The 17598-nt window shown below is 64.0% G+C and carries 16 protein-coding genes; 2 read left to right on the top strand and 14 right to left on the bottom strand.

What is annotated here, in order from left to right:
* The first annotated feature begins 16 nt into the window (after positions 1-16).
* Positions 17-289 carry an HPr family phosphocarrier protein gene (locus tag ACQKPS_RS08965; protein WP_176508700.1) on the top strand — a complete coding sequence of 91 codons (273 nt, stop codon included), beginning with the start codon at positions 17-19 and terminating at the stop codon, positions 287-289.
* Between the two features lie 65 nt (positions 290-354).
* On the opposite strand, the gene ACQKPS_RS08960 is transcribed toward ACQKPS_RS08965, so the two are convergent.
* The 6 genes from ACQKPS_RS08960 to pmbA all read right to left on the bottom strand — a co-directional run bounded on the left by ACQKPS_RS08960 (position 355) and on the right by pmbA (position 5609).
* Positions 355-1248, bottom strand: coding sequence for a ZIP family metal transporter (locus ACQKPS_RS08960; protein ID WP_254483376.1), 894 nt, complete (start codon positions 1246-1248; stop codon positions 355-357).
* Positions 1249-1259: 11 nt separating this feature from the next.
* Positions 1260-1871 (bottom strand): superoxide dismutase, encoded by a 612-nt coding sequence (locus ACQKPS_RS08955; RefSeq protein ID WP_254483374.1) that lies wholly within the window; start codon positions 1869-1871, stop codon positions 1260-1262.
* Position 1872: 1 nt separating this feature from the next.
* Positions 1873-2334: a DUF2753 family protein gene (locus ACQKPS_RS08950; RefSeq protein WP_254483372.1), complete on the bottom strand. Its 462-nt coding sequence runs from the start codon at positions 2332-2334 to the stop codon at positions 1873-1875.
* Positions 2335-2364: 30 nt separating this feature from the next.
* Entirely contained in the window at positions 2365-3741 is a 1377-nt protein-coding gene (locus ACQKPS_RS08945) for a class II fumarate hydratase (protein WP_427603691.1), read from the bottom strand.
* A complete protein-coding gene (locus tag ACQKPS_RS08940; protein ID WP_254483368.1) occupies positions 3734-4135 on the bottom strand; it encodes a FagA protein in 402 nt (133 codons plus the stop codon). Before ACQKPS_RS08940 ends, ACQKPS_RS08945 begins: the two co-directional genes overlap by 8 nt.
* Before the next feature lie 127 nt (positions 4136-4262).
* On the bottom strand, positions 4263-5609 hold the full coding sequence (gene pmbA, locus ACQKPS_RS08935; RefSeq protein WP_427603689.1) for a metalloprotease PmbA: 1347 nt from the start codon (positions 5607-5609) through the stop codon (positions 4263-4265).
* Positions 5610-5718: 109 nt separating this feature from the next.
* Here pmbA and yjgA point away from each other — a divergent pair, with 109 nt between their 5' ends.
* On the top strand, positions 5719-6240 hold the full coding sequence (yjgA, locus tag ACQKPS_RS08930; protein WP_027920225.1) for a ribosome biogenesis factor YjgA: 522 nt from the start codon (positions 5719-5721) through the stop codon (positions 6238-6240).
* Between the two features lie 149 nt (positions 6241-6389).
* On the opposite strand, the gene tldD is transcribed toward yjgA, so the two are convergent.
* From tldD to mreB, 8 genes are all read right to left on the bottom strand, one after another.
* Entirely contained in the window at positions 6390-7829 is a 1440-nt protein-coding gene (tldD, locus tag ACQKPS_RS08925; RefSeq protein WP_427603687.1) for a metalloprotease TldD, read from the bottom strand.
* Between the two features lie 2 nt (positions 7830-7831).
* Positions 7832-8683 carry a carbon-nitrogen hydrolase family protein gene (locus tag ACQKPS_RS08920; protein WP_254483363.1) on the bottom strand — a complete coding sequence of 284 codons (852 nt, stop codon included), beginning with the start codon at positions 8681-8683 and terminating at the stop codon, positions 7832-7834.
* A gap of 14 nt (positions 8684-8697) precedes the next feature.
* Positions 8698-12513, bottom strand: coding sequence for a YhdP family protein (locus tag ACQKPS_RS08915; protein ID WP_427603684.1), 3816 nt, complete (start codon positions 12511-12513; stop codon positions 8698-8700).
* 82 nt (positions 12514-12595) lie between these two features.
* On the bottom strand, positions 12596-14053 hold the full coding sequence (gene rng / locus ACQKPS_RS08910; RefSeq protein WP_254483361.1) for a ribonuclease G: 1458 nt from the start codon (positions 14051-14053) through the stop codon (positions 12596-12598).
* A gap of 54 nt (positions 14054-14107) precedes the next feature.
* Positions 14108-14719, bottom strand: coding sequence for a Maf family protein (locus tag ACQKPS_RS08905; RefSeq protein ID WP_254483360.1), 612 nt, complete (start codon positions 14717-14719; stop codon positions 14108-14110).
* A 30-nt stretch (positions 14720-14749) separates the two neighbouring features.
* On the bottom strand, positions 14750-15238 hold the full coding sequence (mreD, locus tag ACQKPS_RS08900) for a rod shape-determining protein MreD (RefSeq protein WP_054887193.1): 489 nt from the start codon (positions 15236-15238) through the stop codon (positions 14750-14752).
* Positions 15238-16287: a rod shape-determining protein MreC gene (mreC, locus tag ACQKPS_RS08895; RefSeq protein ID WP_427603845.1), complete on the bottom strand. Its 1050-nt coding sequence runs from the start codon at positions 16285-16287 to the stop codon at positions 15238-15240. Before mreC ends, mreD begins: the two co-directional genes overlap by 1 nt.
* Positions 16288-16448: 161 nt before the next feature.
* Complete coding sequence (mreB, locus tag ACQKPS_RS08890; RefSeq protein WP_003255163.1) at positions 16449-17486, bottom strand: rod shape-determining protein MreB; 1038 nt, start codon at positions 17484-17486, stop codon at positions 16449-16451.
* Positions 17487-17598 lie beyond the last annotated feature (112 nt).

Raw genomic sequence — 17598 nt, 5'->3', positions numbered from 1 at the left:
CAGGATCCACCGCACGATGCCCGCCCGCGAAATCACCATCATCAACAAGCTGGGCCTGCATGCCCGGGCGGCAGCCAAGTTCGTCGGCGTGGCTGGCAAGTATCCCTGCCAGGTCCGCATCGGCCGCGCGCCCGACAAGCTTGTGGACGGCAAGAGCATCATGGCGGTGATGATGCTGGCTGCGGGGAAAGGTACGCAGGTGCACCTGATGACCGAAGGTGAGCAGGACAACGAAGCCCTGGACGCGCTGGTGGCGCTGATCAACAACTACTTCGACGAAGGCGAGTGAAGGCCTCTGGGGGACCGACGATCCCTCACAGGCACCACGAATCCGCCGGCGGCCCCAGGCCAAAATCACGACATTGCCGTATCCATCACCATCATCAGGCAAAAACCGACGCAAAGCCCCAGGCTGGCCAGCCGGTGATGCCCATTGCTGCGCGACTCAGGAATGATCTCCTGGGTTACCACCAGCAACATTGCCCCGGCCGCACAGGCCAGGCCCACCGGCAACAGCAACTGCGCCATGTTCACCAGCCAGGCGCAGAGCACAGCAGCCAGTGGTTCGACCAGGCCGGAGGCGGCACCGATCAGGAACGCCTTGAACCGGGGCATGCCCGCCCCTGCCAGCACCAATGCTATCACCAGCCCTTCAGGCACATCCTGCAAGGCTATGCCCATCGCCAGGCTGTCGGCGTCGGCCATGCCGCCACCGGCAGATACACCGATGGCCATGCCCTCGGGGATGTTGTGAGCGATGATGGCGATCACGAACAGCCAGATTCGTGCGGCAATCACTGGCTGGTTCTGCGTACCGACCAAGGCCTGCGGCGAAGCACCAGCGACCTTGAGGTCAACCAGAAACAGGCACAGGGCACCGAGCATCAGGCCGAAGCTGATCAGGCCACCGGCGCCCCATGGGCTGAAGCCGATGGCCTGAGCGGCATCCAGCCCGGGGAGGATCAGCGAGAACGCCGTGGCCGCCAGCATCACCCCTGCCCCGAAGCCCAGCAAGGTGTCGGCCAGGGCTACCGGCATATTGCGAAGCACCAGCACCGGTACCGCGCCCAGCGCCGTACCCAGTGCGCACAGAGCGCCGCCTTCCAGCGCGCGCACCATGCGCGGTTCCAGATCCAGCCAGGCGATGCCTCGAGCCAGCAGCAACGCCGTGCCCGCCAGCAACAGCAAGGTGCCCAGTGCCAGCCGGAACAGCCGCACACTGCTGACGGACATCACCTCAGCGCGCATACCCGGCCGACTCACTTCAGGGCTTCGTGATAGCGGCGATCCACTTCCGCCCAGTCGATCACGTTATAGAAAGCGCCAATGTATTCCGGGCGGCGGTTCTGATACTTCAGGTAATAGGCGTGTTCCCACACGTCCAGGCCTAGGATCGGCGTGTTGCCGTGCATCAGCGGGCTGTCCTGGTTGCCACTGCTTTCCACCACCAGCTTGTTCTGCGGGGTGACGCTGAGCCACGCCCAGCCGCTGCCGAAACGGGTCAGCGCCGCCTTGGTGAACGCCTCCTTGAATGCCTCGAAGCCACCCAGCTCGGCATCAATGGCTTTGGCCAGCGGGCCTAGTGGCTGACCACCGCCCTTGGGCGACATGACCAACCAGAACAGACTGTGGTTGGCGTGGCCGCCCCCGTGATTGGTGACCGCACCGCGCAGATTTTCGGGCAGTTGCTTGACTGCGCCGACCAGTTTCTCGACCGGCCATTCGGCCCACTCGGTGCCCTCGATGGCCGCATTCAGGCCATTGACGTAGGTCTGGTGGTGCTTGGTGTGGTGGATTTCCATGGTTTGCGCATCGATGTGCGGTTCCAGCGCATCGTAGGCGTAAGTCAGAGCAGGCAAGGTATGCGGCATATCAATGGATTCCGTAGGCATGGGTTCTGGGCGCCACGTCCGGCTGGGCAGCAAGTTCGCTGGCCTCGGCGCCGTGGCGGTTGAGCAGGCGTTCGGTACGCGGATACTGGCCGTACTCGGCGATGAAACTCAGCAGTTCGGTGTAGGTGCGCCCGCTATGGCGCAGTGCGGCATCACGCAGCGCCTGCGGCAAGCGCGCTTGCTGGCTGGCCTGGAGCAAGCGCTGATGGGCGGCGCACAGGTAGTCGGCGCTCTCGTGCGGCTGGTTCAGGCGCAGATGCAGGTCGGCCAGGTTGTGATGGGCGATGACCATGGCGACCACCGCCTCGTCGACGTCATGCCAGCGCTCGAACAGCACTTGTGCCAAAGCCAGTGCTTGCAGGTAATGCTCTCGGGCGTCGACCAGCTCGCCCTGTTCGAACAGGCGATTAGCCGTCTCGGTCGTGCGTTTCCAGTGCTGCATGACGTTGTTTCCTCTGGGCGCTACGGCGTGTCAGATGCCGCCTGCGGTGAGCTTCTCCGGATCCAGCAGTGCTTCGAGCTGGTCGCGCGACAGGTCGGTGTGCTCCAGTGCCACATCAATGATCGGACGGCCCTGTTTGTAGGCGGTCTTGGCAATTTCGGCGGCCTTGAGGTAACCGATGATCGGGTTCAGCGCGGTGACCAGGATCGGGTTGCGCGCCAGGGCCTCCTTGAGCTTGCCCTCGTTGACCTTGAAGCCGGCAATGGCCTTGTCCGCCAGCAGGCGGCTGGCATTGGCCATCAGTTCGATGCTCTCCAGCAGGTTGCGGGCGATCACCGGCAGCATCACGTTCAGCTCGAAGTTGCCCGATTGCCCCGCCACAGCGATGGTGGCGTCATTGCCGATGACCTGGGCGGCGACCATGGCAGTGGCTTCCGGGATGACCGGGTTGACCTTGCCCGGCATGATCGACGAACCCGGCTGCAGGCCCTGCAGCTCGATTTCACCCAGGCCGGCCAAGGGGCCCGAGTTCATCCAGCGCAGGTCGTTGGCAATCTTCATCAGCGCCACGGCGGTGGTCTTGAGCTGGCCAGACAGCGCCACGGCAGTGTCCTGGGAGCCGATAAGGGCGAACAGGTTATGGCCGGGGGTGAACTCGACCTTGGTGAGACTGCTCAGTTGGCGGGCGAAGCCGGCAGCAAACTGCGGGTGGGCGTTGATCCCGGTGCCCACGGCGGTGCCGCCCTGGGCCAGTGCCTGGAGGCTCGGCAGGGTCGCTTCGAGGTGTGCCTTGGCGCCATTGATCTGCGCAGCCCAGCCATCGAGCACCTGGCTCATGCGCACTGGCATGGCATCCATCAGGTGGGTGCGGCCGGTCTTCACATACTGATGCACCTGGCGCGACTTGGCCTCGATCACCTGAACGAGGTGGCTCAACGCCGGCAGCAGTTGCTCGTGCAGCCCCAGCGCGGCGCTGACATGAATGGTGGTGGGGATGATGTCGTTGCTGCTCTGGCCACAATTGACGTGGTCATTGGCATTGACCGGCTCACCGAGCACGCGGCTGGCCAAGGTGGCGATCACCTCGTTGGCGTTCATGTTCGAGCTGGTCCCCGAGCCGGTCTGGAACACATCAACCGGAAAGTGCTGGATGAAATCCTCGGCCAGCATTTGCTCCACCGCCTTAACGATGGCCTGGCCCTGCCCTGGCGACAGCTGCTCCAGCTCGATGTTGGCCTTGGCCGCAGCGGCCTTGGCCAGTAACAAGGCGCGGATGAACTGGGCCGGCATGCGCTGGCCGCTGATCGGGAAGTTATCAACCGCGCGCTGGGTCTGGGCGCCATACAGGGCCTTGGCCGGCACCTGCAGCTCGCCCATGCTGTCTCGCTCGATACGGGTATCACTCATCTTCAAATCCTTGCATCAGTTCTTCGGGAGAAATCGAGGGCAGCAGCCGGCAGTTGGCCAGCTGCAAAGCGAAGGGCTGCCAGCGCTGGTTCCGCTCGCGACGATCGAGGTTGCGCAGGTCGAGCAGCGGTCGCCAGGCCTGGTCCAGGCACAGGCAGCGCCAGTGCCACGGCAACATGCGGTCGCAGGCGGTATCCAGCAGCAGGCGGAAGGAAGTCAGCGCCACGGTCCATGGCGAGGTTTCGGTGCAGCACACCAGATAGCGGCCTTCGGCCAGGTAGTGCTCGATCAGACGCGGCTCATCGGGTTCGAGAGCGCAGCGGATGCGTCGGCTGAGCCAGCGCCAGTTTTCCAGGTAGGGCAGTTCGCGCAGGACGGGTTTCATGAACATCATCGCCAGGTTGCCGGATAATGATATTCATTATTAATTGATAAATAGAATCACTTCAAGCACCAGGCAAGGAAAGAAAAACCCGGCACGATGGCCGGGCTTCATTGACGCTGGGCATTGCTGACCGCTGTCAGCTGCCAGCGACCGTCATCCGCTCGATCAGAACCGAACCCGTGTGGATATTGCTACGGGTTTCAAGATCACAGCCAACTGCCACGATTTGCTGGAACATGTCCTTCATATTGCCGGCAATTGTCACTTCCTGTACGGCATGCTGAATCTCGCCATGCTCGATCCAGAAGCCCGCCGCACCCCGCGAGTAATCGCCGGTCACCATGTTCAGACCATGGCCCATCAGCTCGGTCACCAGCAGGCCCCGGCCCATGCGCCGGATCAGCGCCGCCTGGTCTTCGACGCCATGAGTGACATACAGGTTGTGCACGCCCCCGGCGTTGGCAGTGCTCGGCAAGCCCAGTTTGCGCCCGGAGTAGGTACCCAGCAGGTACGACACCAGCTCGCCTTTGTCGACGAACGGCTTCGCGTAGGTCGCCAGGCCGTCACCGTCGAATGCGGCGCTGCCCAGCGCGCGAGGAATGTGGGGGCGCTCGTCGAGTGTCAGCCAAGACGGGAACAGGCGCTGACCGATAGCGCCATCCAGGAACGACGACTTGCGGTACAGGTTGCCACCCGAAATCGCCGACAGGAAACTGCCGAACAGGCCACCCGCCAGCTCGGCGGAAAACAGCACGGGGACTTCACAGGTCGGCACCGGCCGCGCACCCAGGCGGCTGGCTGCGCGCTGCGCGGCGCGCACGCCAATGCTGCGCGGGTCGGCCAGCAGGTGGCCCTGGCGGTTCACGTCATACCAGTAGTCACGCTGCATCTGGCCTTCGCCTTCAGCGATCATCACGCAGCTCAGGCTGTGCCGGGTCGAGGCGTAGCCACCGATGAAGCCGTGGCTGTTGCCATACACGCGGCAACCCTGGTGAGTATTCAGGGTGGTGCCATCGGCGTTGAGGATACGCTTGTCAGCGTCGAATGCCGCCGCCTCGCAGGCCAGCGCCATCTCGATGGCCTTCTCCGGCTCGATGTCCCAGTCGTGATAGAGGTCCAGATCGGGAATTTCGCGGGCCATCAGCGCGGCATCAGCCAGCCCTGAACACTCGTCCTCGGAAGTGTGTTTGGCAATCGCCAAAGCAGCGGCCACGGTTTCCCGGATGGCATCCGGGCCACTGGCCGAAGTGCTGGCCGAGCCCTTGCGCTGGCCTACATAGAGGGTGATGCCGAAGCCCTGGTCGCGGTTGAATTCGACCGTTTCGACCTCGCGCTGACGCACCGTGGTGGACAAGCCCTGCTCCAGCGACACCGCCACTTCGCAGGCACTGGCGCCTTGCTTGCGTGCTTCTGCAATGATCGCCTCGACCTGCTCTTGCAACGCTGGCAGGTCCTTGGGGCCTACGCTCTGGACTGCACTCATGGTTTTCTCCACTCAAATTCTGCGTTCGGCGAGGGTCATTCTACGACCGGGCACGGACAAGCGGCCCCCGACTGGTTATCATGGCGGCGATTTCTAGCGGACTGCCACCATGGTTGATTCATACGACGACGCCTTCGACGGCGAAAAAAGCAAAACCCAGATCAAGCGCGAACTGCATGCGCTGGTCGAACTCGGCGAACGCCTGACCACGGTCAAGGCCGACACCCTGGCGCGCCTGCCGCTTACCGACGAGCTGCGCAAGGCTCTGGCCGACGCCAGCAAGCACACCGCCCACGGCGCACGCAAACGCCACATGTCGTTCGTCGGCAAGCTGATGCGCGACCAGGACCTGGACGCCATCCACGCCGTGCTGGAGCAGATCGACAGCTCCAGCCGCCAGTACAACGAGCGCTTCCACAACCTGGAACGCTGGCGCGACCGTCTGATCGACGGTAACGACGAAGACCTCGAGCGTTTCGTCAACGAATACCCCGAGACCGATCGCCAGCAACTGCGTTCGCTGATCCGTCATGCCCAGCACGAAAAGGCGCGGAACAAACCGCCTGCCGCTGCGCGCAAGGTGTTCAAGTACATCCGCGACCTCGACGAGATGCAGCGCGGGCTGCGATAAAGACTGACGCGGTGCTCTTGTAGGAGCGGCCTTGCGCCGCGAATGGGCTGCGCAGCAGCCCCAGCTATTTCTGCAGTGTCGCTGAAACCCTGGGGCCGCTTTGCGGCCCTTTCGCGACACAAGGCCGCTCCTACAGGCAGCGCGCATCATCACGCGCCTGTACCGCCCACGGTAATCGCATCGAGCTTCAAGGTCGGCTGCCCGACGCCTACCGGCACCGATTGCCCGTCTTTGCCGCACGTCCCCACGCCACTGTCCAGCGCCAGGTCGTTACCGACCATCGACACCCGGCTCATGGCCTCCGGCCCGTTGCCGATCAGGGTCGCGCCTTTCACCGGGGCAGTGATCCTGCCGTCTTCGATCAGGTAGGCTTCGCTGGTCGAGAACACGAACTTGCCACTGGTGATATCGACCTGGCCACCGCCGAGGTTGGCGCAGTAGATACCCTTCTTCACCGAAGCGATGATTTCTTGCGGATCGCTGTTGCCGGCCCGCATGTAGGTGTTGGTCATGCGCGGCATCGGCAGGTGTGCATAAGACTCGCGGCGACCGTTGCCGGTAACCGCCATGCCCATCAGGCGTGCATTGAGCTTGTCCTGCATGTAGCCCTTGAGGATGCCGTTCTCGATCAACGTGGTGCATTCGGTTGGCGTGCCTTCGTCATCGACACTCAACGAGCCGCGGCGACCTTCGAGGGTGCCGTCGTCGACGATGGTGCACAGGCTCGAGGCGACCTTCTCGCCGATCCGCCCGCTGAATGCCGAGCTGCCCTTGCGGTTGAAGTCGCCTTCCAGGCCATGGCCGACCGCTTCATGCAGCAGCACGCCCGACCAGCCGGACCCCAGTACCACCGGCAAGGTGCCGGCTGGGGCCGGGACGGCTTCGAGGTTCACCAGCGCTTGGCGCAGTGCTTCGCGGGCATAGCCCATGACGCGGTCTTCAGTGAAGAAGCGGTAGTCGGTACGCCCGCCACCGCCCTGCCCGCCACGCTCGCGGCGGCCATTCTGCTCGACGATGACGCTGACGTTGAAACGCACCAGCGGGCGCACATCTGCGGCTAGGCTACCGTCGGCGGCGGCAATCAGGATGCGCTCCCAGACCCCGGCCATGCTTACGCTGACCTGCTGGATACGCGGATCGAGGGCGCGCGTGGCAGCATCCACACGCTTGAGCAGCTCGACCTTCTCGGCACGGCTGAGCACGTCCAGCGGGTTGTCCGGCGCATACAGCGCCGTCACGTCCTGGCTGCGGAACGCCTGGACCGTGCCGTTCTGGCCGGCGCGGGAAATCGAGCGGGCCGCACGGGCCGCCGAGGTCAGCGCCTCGAGGTTGATCGCGTTGCTGTAAGCAAAGCCGGTCTTCTCGCCGGACTGGGCACGCACACCGACACCCTGGTCCAGGTTGAAGCTACCCTCTTTGACGATGCCGTCCTCCAGCGCCCAGGTTTCCGAAATCTGGCCCTGGAAATACAGGTCCGCCGCATCGATGCCGGGGCCTGCCAGTTCGCCCAGCACGCTTTGCAGGCTGTCGAGGGTGAGTCCGCCCGGGGCCAGGAGTTGCTCGCTGACGGTGGATAACATCTGGCTCATAGTCACTCCGAGGTGTGCGCAGGCCGCAAGGCGTCCTGCGAGAAAAAGCGCCGGTGCGTGGTGACCGGCATGCGCGCCCGGATGGACGCCTGTTCATCAATGTCACGCTCGGCGAGCAAAACCGCTTCGCCTTGCGCCTGTTCTGCGACGATCCGCCCCCAAGCGTCGACGATCGCCGCGTGGCCGTGGGTTTCCCGCGGCCCTGGATGGGTACCGCCTTGAGCCGCCGCCAGTACATAACACTGGGTTTCAATGGCCCGGGCGCGGATCAGCACTTCCCAATGCGCTGCGCCTGTGACTGCAGTAAAGGCAGCCGGTGCCGTGATCAATTCCGCGCCTGCGCTGCGCAAGGCGCTGTACAGCTCGGGGAAGCGCAGGTCGTAACACACGCTGAGCCCCAATCGGCCTAGCGGCGTATCGGCCACCACCACCTGCGCACCATGGGCATAGTCATCCGACTCGCGGTAACGGCCACGGTTGTCAGCCACATCCACGTCGAACAGATGCAGCTTGTCATAGCGCGCCACCACTTCACCGTGTTCGTCGATCAGCAGCGAACAGGCATGGGCCTTGGCTTCAGGCTGGCCTTGTGGTGGCAGCGGCAAGGTACCGGCAACAATCCATAATCTGAGGTCGCGGGCGGTACGTTTCAACCACGGCAGGATCGGCCCTGCGCCCATGGCTTCGGCGCGACCGATGGCGGCGGCATCCTTGCGGCCCATTGCCGCGAAGTTTTCCGGCAGTACCGCCAACCGAGCGCCGCCCATGGCTGCCTGTTCGAGCAGGGCGCCCGCACGCTGCAGGTTGGCCAGCACATCGTCCTGGCTGACCATCTGGATGACCGCTGCCTTCATGGGCACTCCCGCAATTATTTATCGAACGGTTTCACAAACGTGATTTTAGGCTCTTTCACCGGGCCTTCGACGCGATAGTGCACGCTGGCAAAACGCGACACACGGTCGCCGATCAGTCGATCGACCAGGAACAGCGCGCCCCCGACCGCAGGCGCACCGACGATCAGCGCGGCCAGTGGCAGGTTGTTGGTCACCGGCAGGGTCACCTGCAGGTTGGCAGCGACCCGATCGCGCACCAGGTCGAGGGTGCCATCGAGTTCAAAGTTGCTCGAAGGCCCGGTCACGGCGATTGGCTCGCGGGTCACGTAGACGCCGCTGCTGGCCACCAGCAGGCCCTTGACCCGGTCATAGGCCAGGCCCTTGTCGAACAGGTCGGAGAAGTCCAGGCGCAAGCGCCGGCCAATCGAGTTGAAGTTGAGCAGGCCGAACACACGCAGGGCCTGAGCGCCACCTTCCACCTCGACGAACTGACCGCTGCGCAAGGCCGCATCCATGCTGCCAGAGAAGCGCTTGAGGCCGACCCAGGCGGGCGAACCCGGCCAGCGGCCATCGACATCCAGGCGGAAATCGCGACTGGTCACGGTCGGGGCGAACCCCCAGGCCTTGAGCACATCGGCCAGGTTCTTGCCGTCGAGCCGACCTTTGTACCAGCTGCTGGTAGCCCCCGTTTCGCCTTCCCAAGCGCCGCTGCCATCGACATGCAAGCCTTTGAAGTCGAGGTCGATATCCTGCGCAGCCACGCCCCGTGCGGTGGGGCGCAACTTCAGCGCGAGGTTGCCGAACAAGTCGTCGCCGCGGTACAGCTTGTCGATGCTCAGATCCAAGGCCGGCACCTTGCGCGGGTCGAACGAGGCCAACGGGTCGGGGCCCTCTTCCGATTGTGTTTCAGCGGGGTCGGCAGGCGGCAGGCGCAGTGTCTGCAGGCGCACCACCATCGGCGCAGCCTTGGCATCTGGCAGGCGCGCGTTACCGATGACTTCCTTGCTGTCCAGGCGCAGGTCCCAGGCAGGGCCGCCACGGGCCAGGCGCACAACGGCCTGGTTCAGGTTCATGCCGAAAGCCTTCAGCTGGCCGATGCTCAGGTCGACGCTCTGCAAGTTCTGCCGGGCATTGCCACCGGGGTCGTCACCGGCAAAGCGTGCGGCCTGTTGCTGCCAGGGGCCCAGGTCCAGGCTTTCCAGCCGCCCCTTGACCCGCAGCCCCTGAGCCGCTGGCAACTGCGCCTGCCCGGCGCCAAGCAACAGTTCGCCACGGCCCTGGCCCAGCTTGTCGGCCGGTGCGGCGTAGGCGAAACGGGCCAGGTCGGCGTAAGCCGCATCGAAGCGCCGCTCAGGCCCTTGCAGGCTCATGCTGAAACGACTGTCGCGGGTCTCCGCCGCCGCCTTGCCGAACGGAGCCGGCAGGTCGATGGTCAGGCCCTTGAGCGAAGAGCTGACGTTCAAGCTGTTATCACGGCTGCCCAGGCTGACCTGCAATTGGTATGGCAGGTCGCCTGAGGCGGGCAGGGCTTGCCTGAACTGCAACCAGTCGGTCAGAGACTTCAGCGAAGCCTGGCCACTGGCGTTGATGCGCGTCTGCATCTGCCCGGGCTGGCCCTCGGCGGTGATCTGCGCAGTGACCGGCTTGCCGAACACCTGCAAGCTGATGTTCTTGCCGCTCAGCCCCTTGTCGAAGTCAAAGCTGAAGTCGCCCTTGAGGCGCGTCAGGTCCAGGCTGGGCGGGGTCACCTTAAGGCGTGCATCGGCAGTGGCGAAGTCCACCAGCACTTTTGGCCGCTCGCCATGGGCCAAGGGTACGTCGAGCTTCACATTGCCCTTGAGTGGGCCCTCGCCTTCCCAGCCAGCGAAGATCTCGCCCGTTCCGATCGGGGCTTCCTTGAGGATTTTCAAGCCATCGCCAAGGCTACCGTCGAAATTGCCGTCGAGATACAGATGGCTGTGCTGGCCGCTGTCGACATGGGGAATATTCACGCTGACGTCGCTGACCTGAGTGTCGAGCAGCAGGCCCTTGCTGGCCCTGATGCGCACGCCGCTGTCTTCGATCAGCACATCGCCGTCCACCTGCTGCACCTGCGGCCAGCCTGGCTGGAAGTCGAGCGCGGCGTCATGCACCTTGAAGAACAGGCTGATGCTGCGAGCCTCCGGCGCGGCGCCGTGGTTCAACGAACCTTGGTACTGGAAGTAGCCCTGATCGACGTTGCCCTTGACGATGGCGCTGCGCAGCCATTCGTCGAGGGCCGGGCTCAGCACTTCGGGCAAGTACTTGGCGGTGTAGCGGCCATCGCCTTCGGTAAGGCCGACGCGCAGGTCCATGTAGCTTTCGGTGCCTTCATCGAAAAGCAGGCGAATCAGGAAGTCGCCGGCAATCTTGCCCTCCTCGCCCAGTACCTTCAGGTAGGGTGCGATCAGGGTGAAGCCGTGCTTGTCGAGCGCCCAGGTCAGGCGTGCATTAGCCTTTTGGTAATGCCAGGGTTTGGCGAAGATCGGGTACAGGTGCAGCATGAATGCGTCAGTATCCAGACGCAGCTCGCCATGCCCGAGGTCGCCGCTGATGCTGCCGCTGACATTGCCGGCCGCCGGTGCACCATGATAGGCATCGAAACCGACCCTCTCCAGGTTGGCGGCGAACTGCAGGCGCTGGTCGCCCTCGGCTTTTGGCCGTGCTTCCAGGCGAACGTTGCGCAGCGCCCCGGTGACGTTCAGCGCATCGACCACGGCCATGAACTTGTCCGGCAAGGGGGCCAGGCCATTGATCAGCGGGGTCAACGGGGTGAGGTCAAGGCGGTCGGCCTGCACCTGCCAGGTTTCATCCGCCGGGTCGTCGCCCAGGCGCTGGTTCACTTGCAGGTGCGATTCCCAACGGTTCTTGCCGATGCTGGCAGCGAGCGAATCCACGACTACATCAAAACCCTGATCGCGGCGCTGGAACCAGGCGTTCAAAGCGAGGTTGTCCAGGGTCACCGCCTTGCGCTCGGCGTAGGCCCCGCGCAGTTGCGGTGCATTGAGACGCACCACTGCCTGCTGCAACTGCCCCTTGCTCCAGTCGACCCAGAACTCGCCACCGGCCTTCAGCGCTTGCGCCCGCCACTGGCCCAGCAATGCAGGCGGCAACCACCGCGCCCAGTCGCTTTGCGGCAGGCTCAGGTAAGCCTCGACCTCGCCATCGCGCCAGGCCTTGGCATTTGCCCGGCTGCGCAGATTGACTGCCAGTGGCTGGCCGTCGGGCAAGGTCGCCCGCAGGTCCAGGGCCTGGCGTGAAGCGCCGGCCTGCAGGCCGACACTGACATAGGTAAGGGTCAACGGGTCACGCTGCCAGGGCTGCAGGGTGACCTGGCTGTCGAACACATCGATGCGGCCCAATTGACGCAGGCGCTGCAGGAGCTCGGCAGGGTCCAGCGGCGCGTCGTCCTTTTTTGGCAACCCTTCAAGGGCCCAGCCACCCTGCTCATCCTCACGCAGAATCAGTTGCAAGCCGCCGAGTTCGATGCGCGCCAGGCGCACCTCACGGGAAGTCAGGCTGGCCCACAGGTCGGGTACCACCTTGACGTCATCCAGGCGCAGGGCCGATGCGCCCTCGCCCAGTTGCAGGTCACGCACGCGCAATACCGGCGCCAGGCCGCTCCAGCGCCCTTCCAGAGCCCCTACATGCACGGGCAAACCAAGCGCCTGTTCGGCCTTGCTCTCGACGTCGCCACGGTATTCGGCAACCAGCGGCACCAGCTCGCGGCCGAGGCTGACATACAGTGCCACCAGTACCGCGAGCAGGGCACAGATGCCCAGCCCCCAACGGGTCAAGGCGACCAGAACGCGGTTCAGACGTCCCATGGCCATGGCCCTCCAGGTCGTTTATCCATGATGGCCCGGCGTGCCGTTTTTGCCAGCCAGCGCCATGCGGGGCGGGTATCAGAAAGCCTCAGAGCAGCACCACATCGTATTGTTCCTGCGAATACATCGACTCGACCTGAAAGCGAATGGTTCGGCCGATGAAGGTCTCCAGTTCGGCAACGTTGCCGGACTCTTCGTCCAGCAGGCGATCGACCACCTTTTGGTTGGCCAGCACGCGATAACCTTCAGCCTGGTAGGCACGGGCTTCGCGGAGGATCTCGCGGAAAATCTCGTAACAAATGGTCTCGGGGGTCTTCAACTTGCCACGCCCCTGACAGGCGATGCATGGCTCGCAGAGGACCTGTTCGAGGCTCTCACGGGTGCGCTTGCGGGTCATCTGCACCAGGCCCAGTTCGGTGATGCCGATGATGTTGGTCTTGGCATGATCACGCTCCAGCTGCTTTTCCAGTGTGCGCAGCACCTGGCGCTGGTGCTCTTCGTCTTCCATGTCGATGAAGTCGATGATGATGATCCCGCCGATGTTGCGCAGGCGCAGCTGCCGGGCGATGGCCGTGGCGGCTTCGAGGTTGGTCTTGAAGATGGTTTCTTCCAGGTTGCGGTGACCGACGAACGCACCGGTATTGACGTCAATGGTGGTCATCGCCTCGGCCGGGTCGACCACCAGGTACCCTCCGGACTTGAGCGGCACCTTGCGCTCCAGGGCGCGCTGGATTTCGTCCTCGACCCCGTACAGGTCGAAGATCGGCCGCTCGCCTGGGTAATGTTCCAGGCGATCAGCGATCTCTGGCATGAGTTCGACGACGAACTGCGTGGTTTTCTGGAAGGTTTCCCGCGAGTCGATACGAATCTTCTCGATTTTCGGGTTTACCAGGTCGCGCAGCGTGCGCAGGGCCAGGCCGAGGTCTTCATAAATGACCGTGGGCGCGCCGCAGGTCTGGATCTGGCTGCCGATCTGTTCCCACAGGCGGCGCAGGTAACGGATGTCCTGGAGGATTTCTTCAGCCCGCGCCCCCTCGGCAGCGGTACGCAGGATGAAGCCCCCGGCGTCCTTGATGTTCTCGCTGTTCATACAGTCGCTGACCACCTGCTTGAGGCGCTCGCGTTCGGCTTCGTCTTCGATCTTCAGGGAAATGCCGACATGGCTGCTGCGAGGCATGTACACCAGGTAACGCGAGGGGATCGACAGCTGCGTGGTCAGGCGTGCACCCTTGGTGCCGATCGGATCTTTGGTTACCTGCACCACCAGGGCCTGGCCCTCGTGCACCAGTGCGGTGATGTTCTCCACCGCCGAGCCTTCACGCTGGGATATTTCCGACGCATGGATGAACGCCGCGCGCTCCAGGCCGATGTCGACGAATGCCGCCTGCATGCCCGGCAGCACCCGCACGACCTTGCCCTTGTAGATATTGCCGACGATGCCGCGGCGCTGGGTGCGCTCGACGTGCACTTCCTGCAGCACCCCGTTTTCCACCACCGCCACGCGTGATTCCATCGGGGTGATGTTGATCAGGATCTCTTCACTCATGGCAGGCTCTCGTCAAAGGTCTTCGGTAATGATGGATCGCGCGTGCTGGGCTGGCTACCGCTGGTTTGTTACCTCTGGCAAAAGTGCCGGTATCTGCCAGCAGGCGATACCGAACCGGGCGAGCATTTCGGCCGTTTCGCTCAAAGGCAGGCCAACCACCGCCGAGTAGCTGCCGTCGAGCCCGGTGACGAATACCGCGCCCAGGCCCTGGATGGCGTAGCCCCCCGCCTTGTCCGCAGGTTCCCCGCTGGCCCAGTAGCGCTCGGCTTCTGTGGCATCGACAGGGCGAAAACGCACGACACTGCTGACACACCGGCTTTCGCAGTGCTGGCCATCGCTCAAGGCTACGGCGGTCAGGACCTGGTGCTCGCGGCCAGCCAGGTCGGCCAGCATCGTCAAGGCATGTTCACGGTTTTCAGGCTTGCCCAGGATACGGCCATCGAGCACCACCGCCGTGTCGGCGCCAAGCACCACGGCAGGGCCTTGAAGCGTGGCCAGGCCAGCTTCGGCCTTGGCCCGGGCCAGGCGCTCGACATAGGCCTCGGCGCTTTCGCCCGGCAGCGGGGTTTCATCGATGGGGGCACTGATGACGGTGAACGGCACGCCGATCTGGCCGAGCAGTTCACGCCGGCGCGGTGAGCCGGAGGCGAGGTAGAGTGGTTTCATCTGGACATCTCCCTGTCAGTGGCAGCGCCGTCAGTTGATACGCAAACGCCGGCGCAGGTCGCGCAGGGCGAAGCTGATCCATGGCCAGAGCAACGCACTGATCACGGCTGGCCAGACCAGCGCCAGGGTCGGCAGGCGATTGCCGGTGAGCGCACTGAGCCACAGCTGGATCAGCTGGGCGATACCGAAGATCACCAGGATCACCAGGCTCTGCTGCCACAGCGGGAACATGCGCAGGCGCTGCTGCAGCGACAGCACGAGGAACGTGATCAGGGTAAGGATCAGCGCGTTCTGCCCGAGCAAGGTGCCGTACAGCACGTCCTCGGCCAGCCCCAGAATGAACGCGGTGGTCATGCCCACCTTGCCTGGCACGTTCAAGGTCCAGAACGACACCAGCATCGCCAGCCACATGGGCCGGAACACTTCAAGGAACTGTGGCATGGGTGAAACGCTGAGCAGCAGGCCGATGGCGAACGTCAGCCAGATGACCCAACCGTGGTTACGACGCGACTTGGCCATCATTGCCTCCGGGGATGGGCAGGGGCCGCAGGTGCGGCGGCAGGGCTGGCGGGCGCTGCAGCCGGGGCCGCAGGCGCCTGACCTGCAGCGGCCGGGGCCGCTGGCTGTGCCGGGGCCGGGGCCGGGGCAACCGCCGGCTGCTCGGCATTGGCGGCGGGTTGGCCAGTGCCCTTGCGATCGGCCTCTTCCTGGGCGATGGCTGCTTCGGTGGCGCGCTGCTCCGGAGTCCGGCGGTCACTGAATACCAGCAACATGTAGCGGCTGCGGTTGAGCGCGGCGGTTGGAATGGCGCGGACGATGGCAAACGGCTGACCGGAATCGTGGATCACTTCATTGACCGTGGCCACCGGGTAGCCGGCCGGGAAGCGCTGGCCCATGCCAGAGCTCACCAACAGGTCACCCTCCTTGATGTCGGCGGTGTCGGCGACATGGCGCAACTCGAGGCGCTCCGGGTTGCCGGTGCCGCTGGCGATTGCGCGCAGGCCGTTGCGGTTGACCTGCACCGGAATGCTGTGAGTCGTGTCGGTCAACAGCAGGACACGCGAGGTATACGGCATGAGCTCGACCACCTGGCCCATCAGGCCACGGGCATCGAGTACCGGCTGCCCCAGAAACACACCATCGCGCTCACCCTTGTTGATCAGGATACGGTGGGTGAACGGATTGGGGTCGACGCCGATCAGCTCGGCCACTTCGACCTTTTCGTTGACCAATGCCGAAGAGTTGAGCAACTCACGCAGGCGCACGTTCTGCTCCGTCAGGGCCGCCAGCTTCTGCAGGCGCCCTTGAAGCAGCAGGGCTTCGGTCTTGAGTTTTTCGTTTTCAGCGATCAGCTCGGTGCGGCTGCCGAACTGGCCGGCGACGCCTTGCCACATCCGCTGCGGCAGGTCGGTGATCCAGTACGACTCCATGAGCACCAGGCCCATCTGGCTGCGCACCGGCTTGAGCACGTCGAAGCGCGCGTCGACAACCATCAGCGCGACCGACAGCACTACCAGTACCAGCAGGCGAACGCCCAGCGAAGGGCCCTTGGAGAAAAGCGGTTTAATGGGCCGTTCCTCGTGGACGACTCAGGAGGTCATTGGACATGGGACAACGCACCAGCCTGGTTGCGGGTTGACGGAAACGACGCCGCGATGGACGCCAGCCAGCGCATACAGGTAGCACTGCGCGTGCTACCTGTAAACCGGGCTTTCGAAAGCAGCGGGGATCACTCGCTGGAGAGCAGGTCCATCGCGTGCTTGTCCATCATCTCCAGGGCGCGACCACCGCCGCGGGCGACGCAGGTCAGCGGGTCTTCGGCGACGATCACTGGCAGGCCGGTTTCCTGCGCCAGCAGCTTGTCGAGGTCACGCAGCAGCGCGCCACCACCGGTCAGCACCAGGCCGCGCTCGGCGATGTCGGAGGCCAGCTCCGGCGGCGATTGCTCCAGGGCGCTCTTGACCGCCTGGACGATGGTCGCCAGGGATTCCTGCAGGGCTTCCAGGACTTCGTTGGAGTTCAGGGTAAAGGCGCGTGGTACACCCTCGGCCAGGTTACGGCCGCGCACGTCGACTTCGCGCACCTCGCCGCCCGGGTAGGCGGTGCCGATTTCCTGCTTGATGCGCTCGGCGGTGGATTCGCCGATCAGGCTGCCATAGTTGCGGCGCACATAGGTGACGATGGCTTCGTCGAAGCGGTCGCCGCCAACCCGGACGGACTCGGCATAGACCACACCGTTCAGCGAGATCAGGGCGATTTCGGTGGTACCGCCACCGATATCGACGACCATCGAGCCACGGGCTTCTTCGACCGGCAGGCCGGCACCGATGGCAGCGGCCATCGGCTCTTCGATCAGGAACACTTCACGGGCACCGGCACCCAGGGCCGACTCGCGAATGGCGCGGCGCTCTACCTGGGTCGACTTGCACGGCACGCAGATCAGCACGCGCGGGCTGGGCTGCAGGAAGCTGTTTTCGTGAACCTTGTTGATGAAGTACTGCAACATTTTTTCACAAACGCTGAAGTCGGCGATGACGCCGTCCTTCATCGGACGAATGGCAGCAATGTTGCCAGGCGTGCGGCCCAGCATGCGCTTGGCTTCGGTACCGACGGCGACGACGCTTTTCTGGTTGCCGTGGGTACGGATGGCAACAACCGAGGGCTCATTCAGGACGATACCGCGCTCACGCACGTAAATAAGGGTGTTGGCAGTCCCCAGGTCGATGGAAAGATCGCTGGAAAACATGCCACGCAGTTTCTTGAACATGGGAAAGTGACCCTGGGGAAAGCGTGGGTAAAAAAGTGCGGCAAACTCTAACAATGGCAGGGATTTTGGGCAAGGAGCCAATATGTTAAATTGGCTGTTTTTCCGAGCACGC

The sequence above is a fragment of the Pseudomonas sp. NPDC086566 genome (assembly GCF_050280885.1).
Lineage (GTDB): Bacteria > Pseudomonadota > Gammaproteobacteria > Pseudomonadales > Pseudomonadaceae > Aquipseudomonas > Aquipseudomonas vlassakiae.
This window is presented reverse-complemented; position numbering and strand designations above follow the sequence as displayed.

Bases quoted from the DNA above. Each gene is read 5' to 3' on its own strand.
- yjgA (WP_027920225.1), top strand. From the start codon at position 5,719: ATGGTTGATTCATACGACGACGCCTTCGACGGCGAAAAAAGCAAAACC.
- ACQKPS_RS08920 (WP_254483363.1), bottom strand. From the start codon at position 8,683: ATGAAGGCAGCGGTCATCCAGATGGTCAGCCAGGACGATGTGCTGGCC.
- ACQKPS_RS08955 (WP_254483374.1), bottom strand. From the start codon at position 1,871: ATGCCGCATACCTTGCCTGCTCTGACTTACGCCTACGATGCGCTGGAA.
- ACQKPS_RS08945 (WP_427603691.1), bottom strand. From the start codon at position 3,741: ATGAGTGATACCCGTATCGAGCGAGACAGCATGGGCGAGCTGCAGGTG.
- mreB (WP_003255163.1), bottom strand. From the start codon at position 17,486: ATGTTCAAGAAACTGCGTGGCATGTTTTCCAGCGATCTTTCCATCGAC.
- mreD (WP_054887193.1), bottom strand. From the start codon at position 15,238: ATGGCCAAGTCGCGTCGTAACCACGGTTGGGTCATCTGGCTGACGTTC.
- ACQKPS_RS08950 (WP_254483372.1), bottom strand. From the start codon at position 2,334: ATGCAGCACTGGAAACGCACGACCGAGACGGCTAATCGCCTGTTCGAA.
- ACQKPS_RS08965 (WP_176508700.1), top strand. From the start codon at position 17: ATGCCCGCCCGCGAAATCACCATCATCAACAAGCTGGGCCTGCATGCC.
- ACQKPS_RS08960 (WP_254483376.1), bottom strand. From the start codon at position 1,248: ATGCGCGCTGAGGTGATGTCCGTCAGCAGTGTGCGGCTGTTCCGGCTG.
- tldD (WP_427603687.1), bottom strand. From the start codon at position 7,829: ATGAGCCAGATGTTATCCACCGTCAGCGAGCAACTCCTGGCCCCGGGC.
- pmbA (WP_427603689.1), bottom strand. From the start codon at position 5,609: ATGAGTGCAGTCCAGAGCGTAGGCCCCAAGGACCTGCCAGCGTTGCAA.
- ACQKPS_RS08940 (WP_254483368.1), bottom strand. From the start codon at position 4,135: ATGATGTTCATGAAACCCGTCCTGCGCGAACTGCCCTACCTGGAAAAC.
- rng (WP_254483361.1), bottom strand. From the start codon at position 14,053: ATGAGTGAAGAGATCCTGATCAACATCACCCCGATGGAATCACGCGTG.
- ACQKPS_RS08915 (WP_427603684.1), bottom strand. From the start codon at position 12,513: ATGGCCATGGGACGTCTGAACCGCGTTCTGGTCGCCTTGACCCGTTGG.
- ACQKPS_RS08905 (WP_254483360.1), bottom strand. From the start codon at position 14,719: ATGAAACCACTCTACCTCGCCTCCGGCTCACCGCGCCGGCGTGAACTG.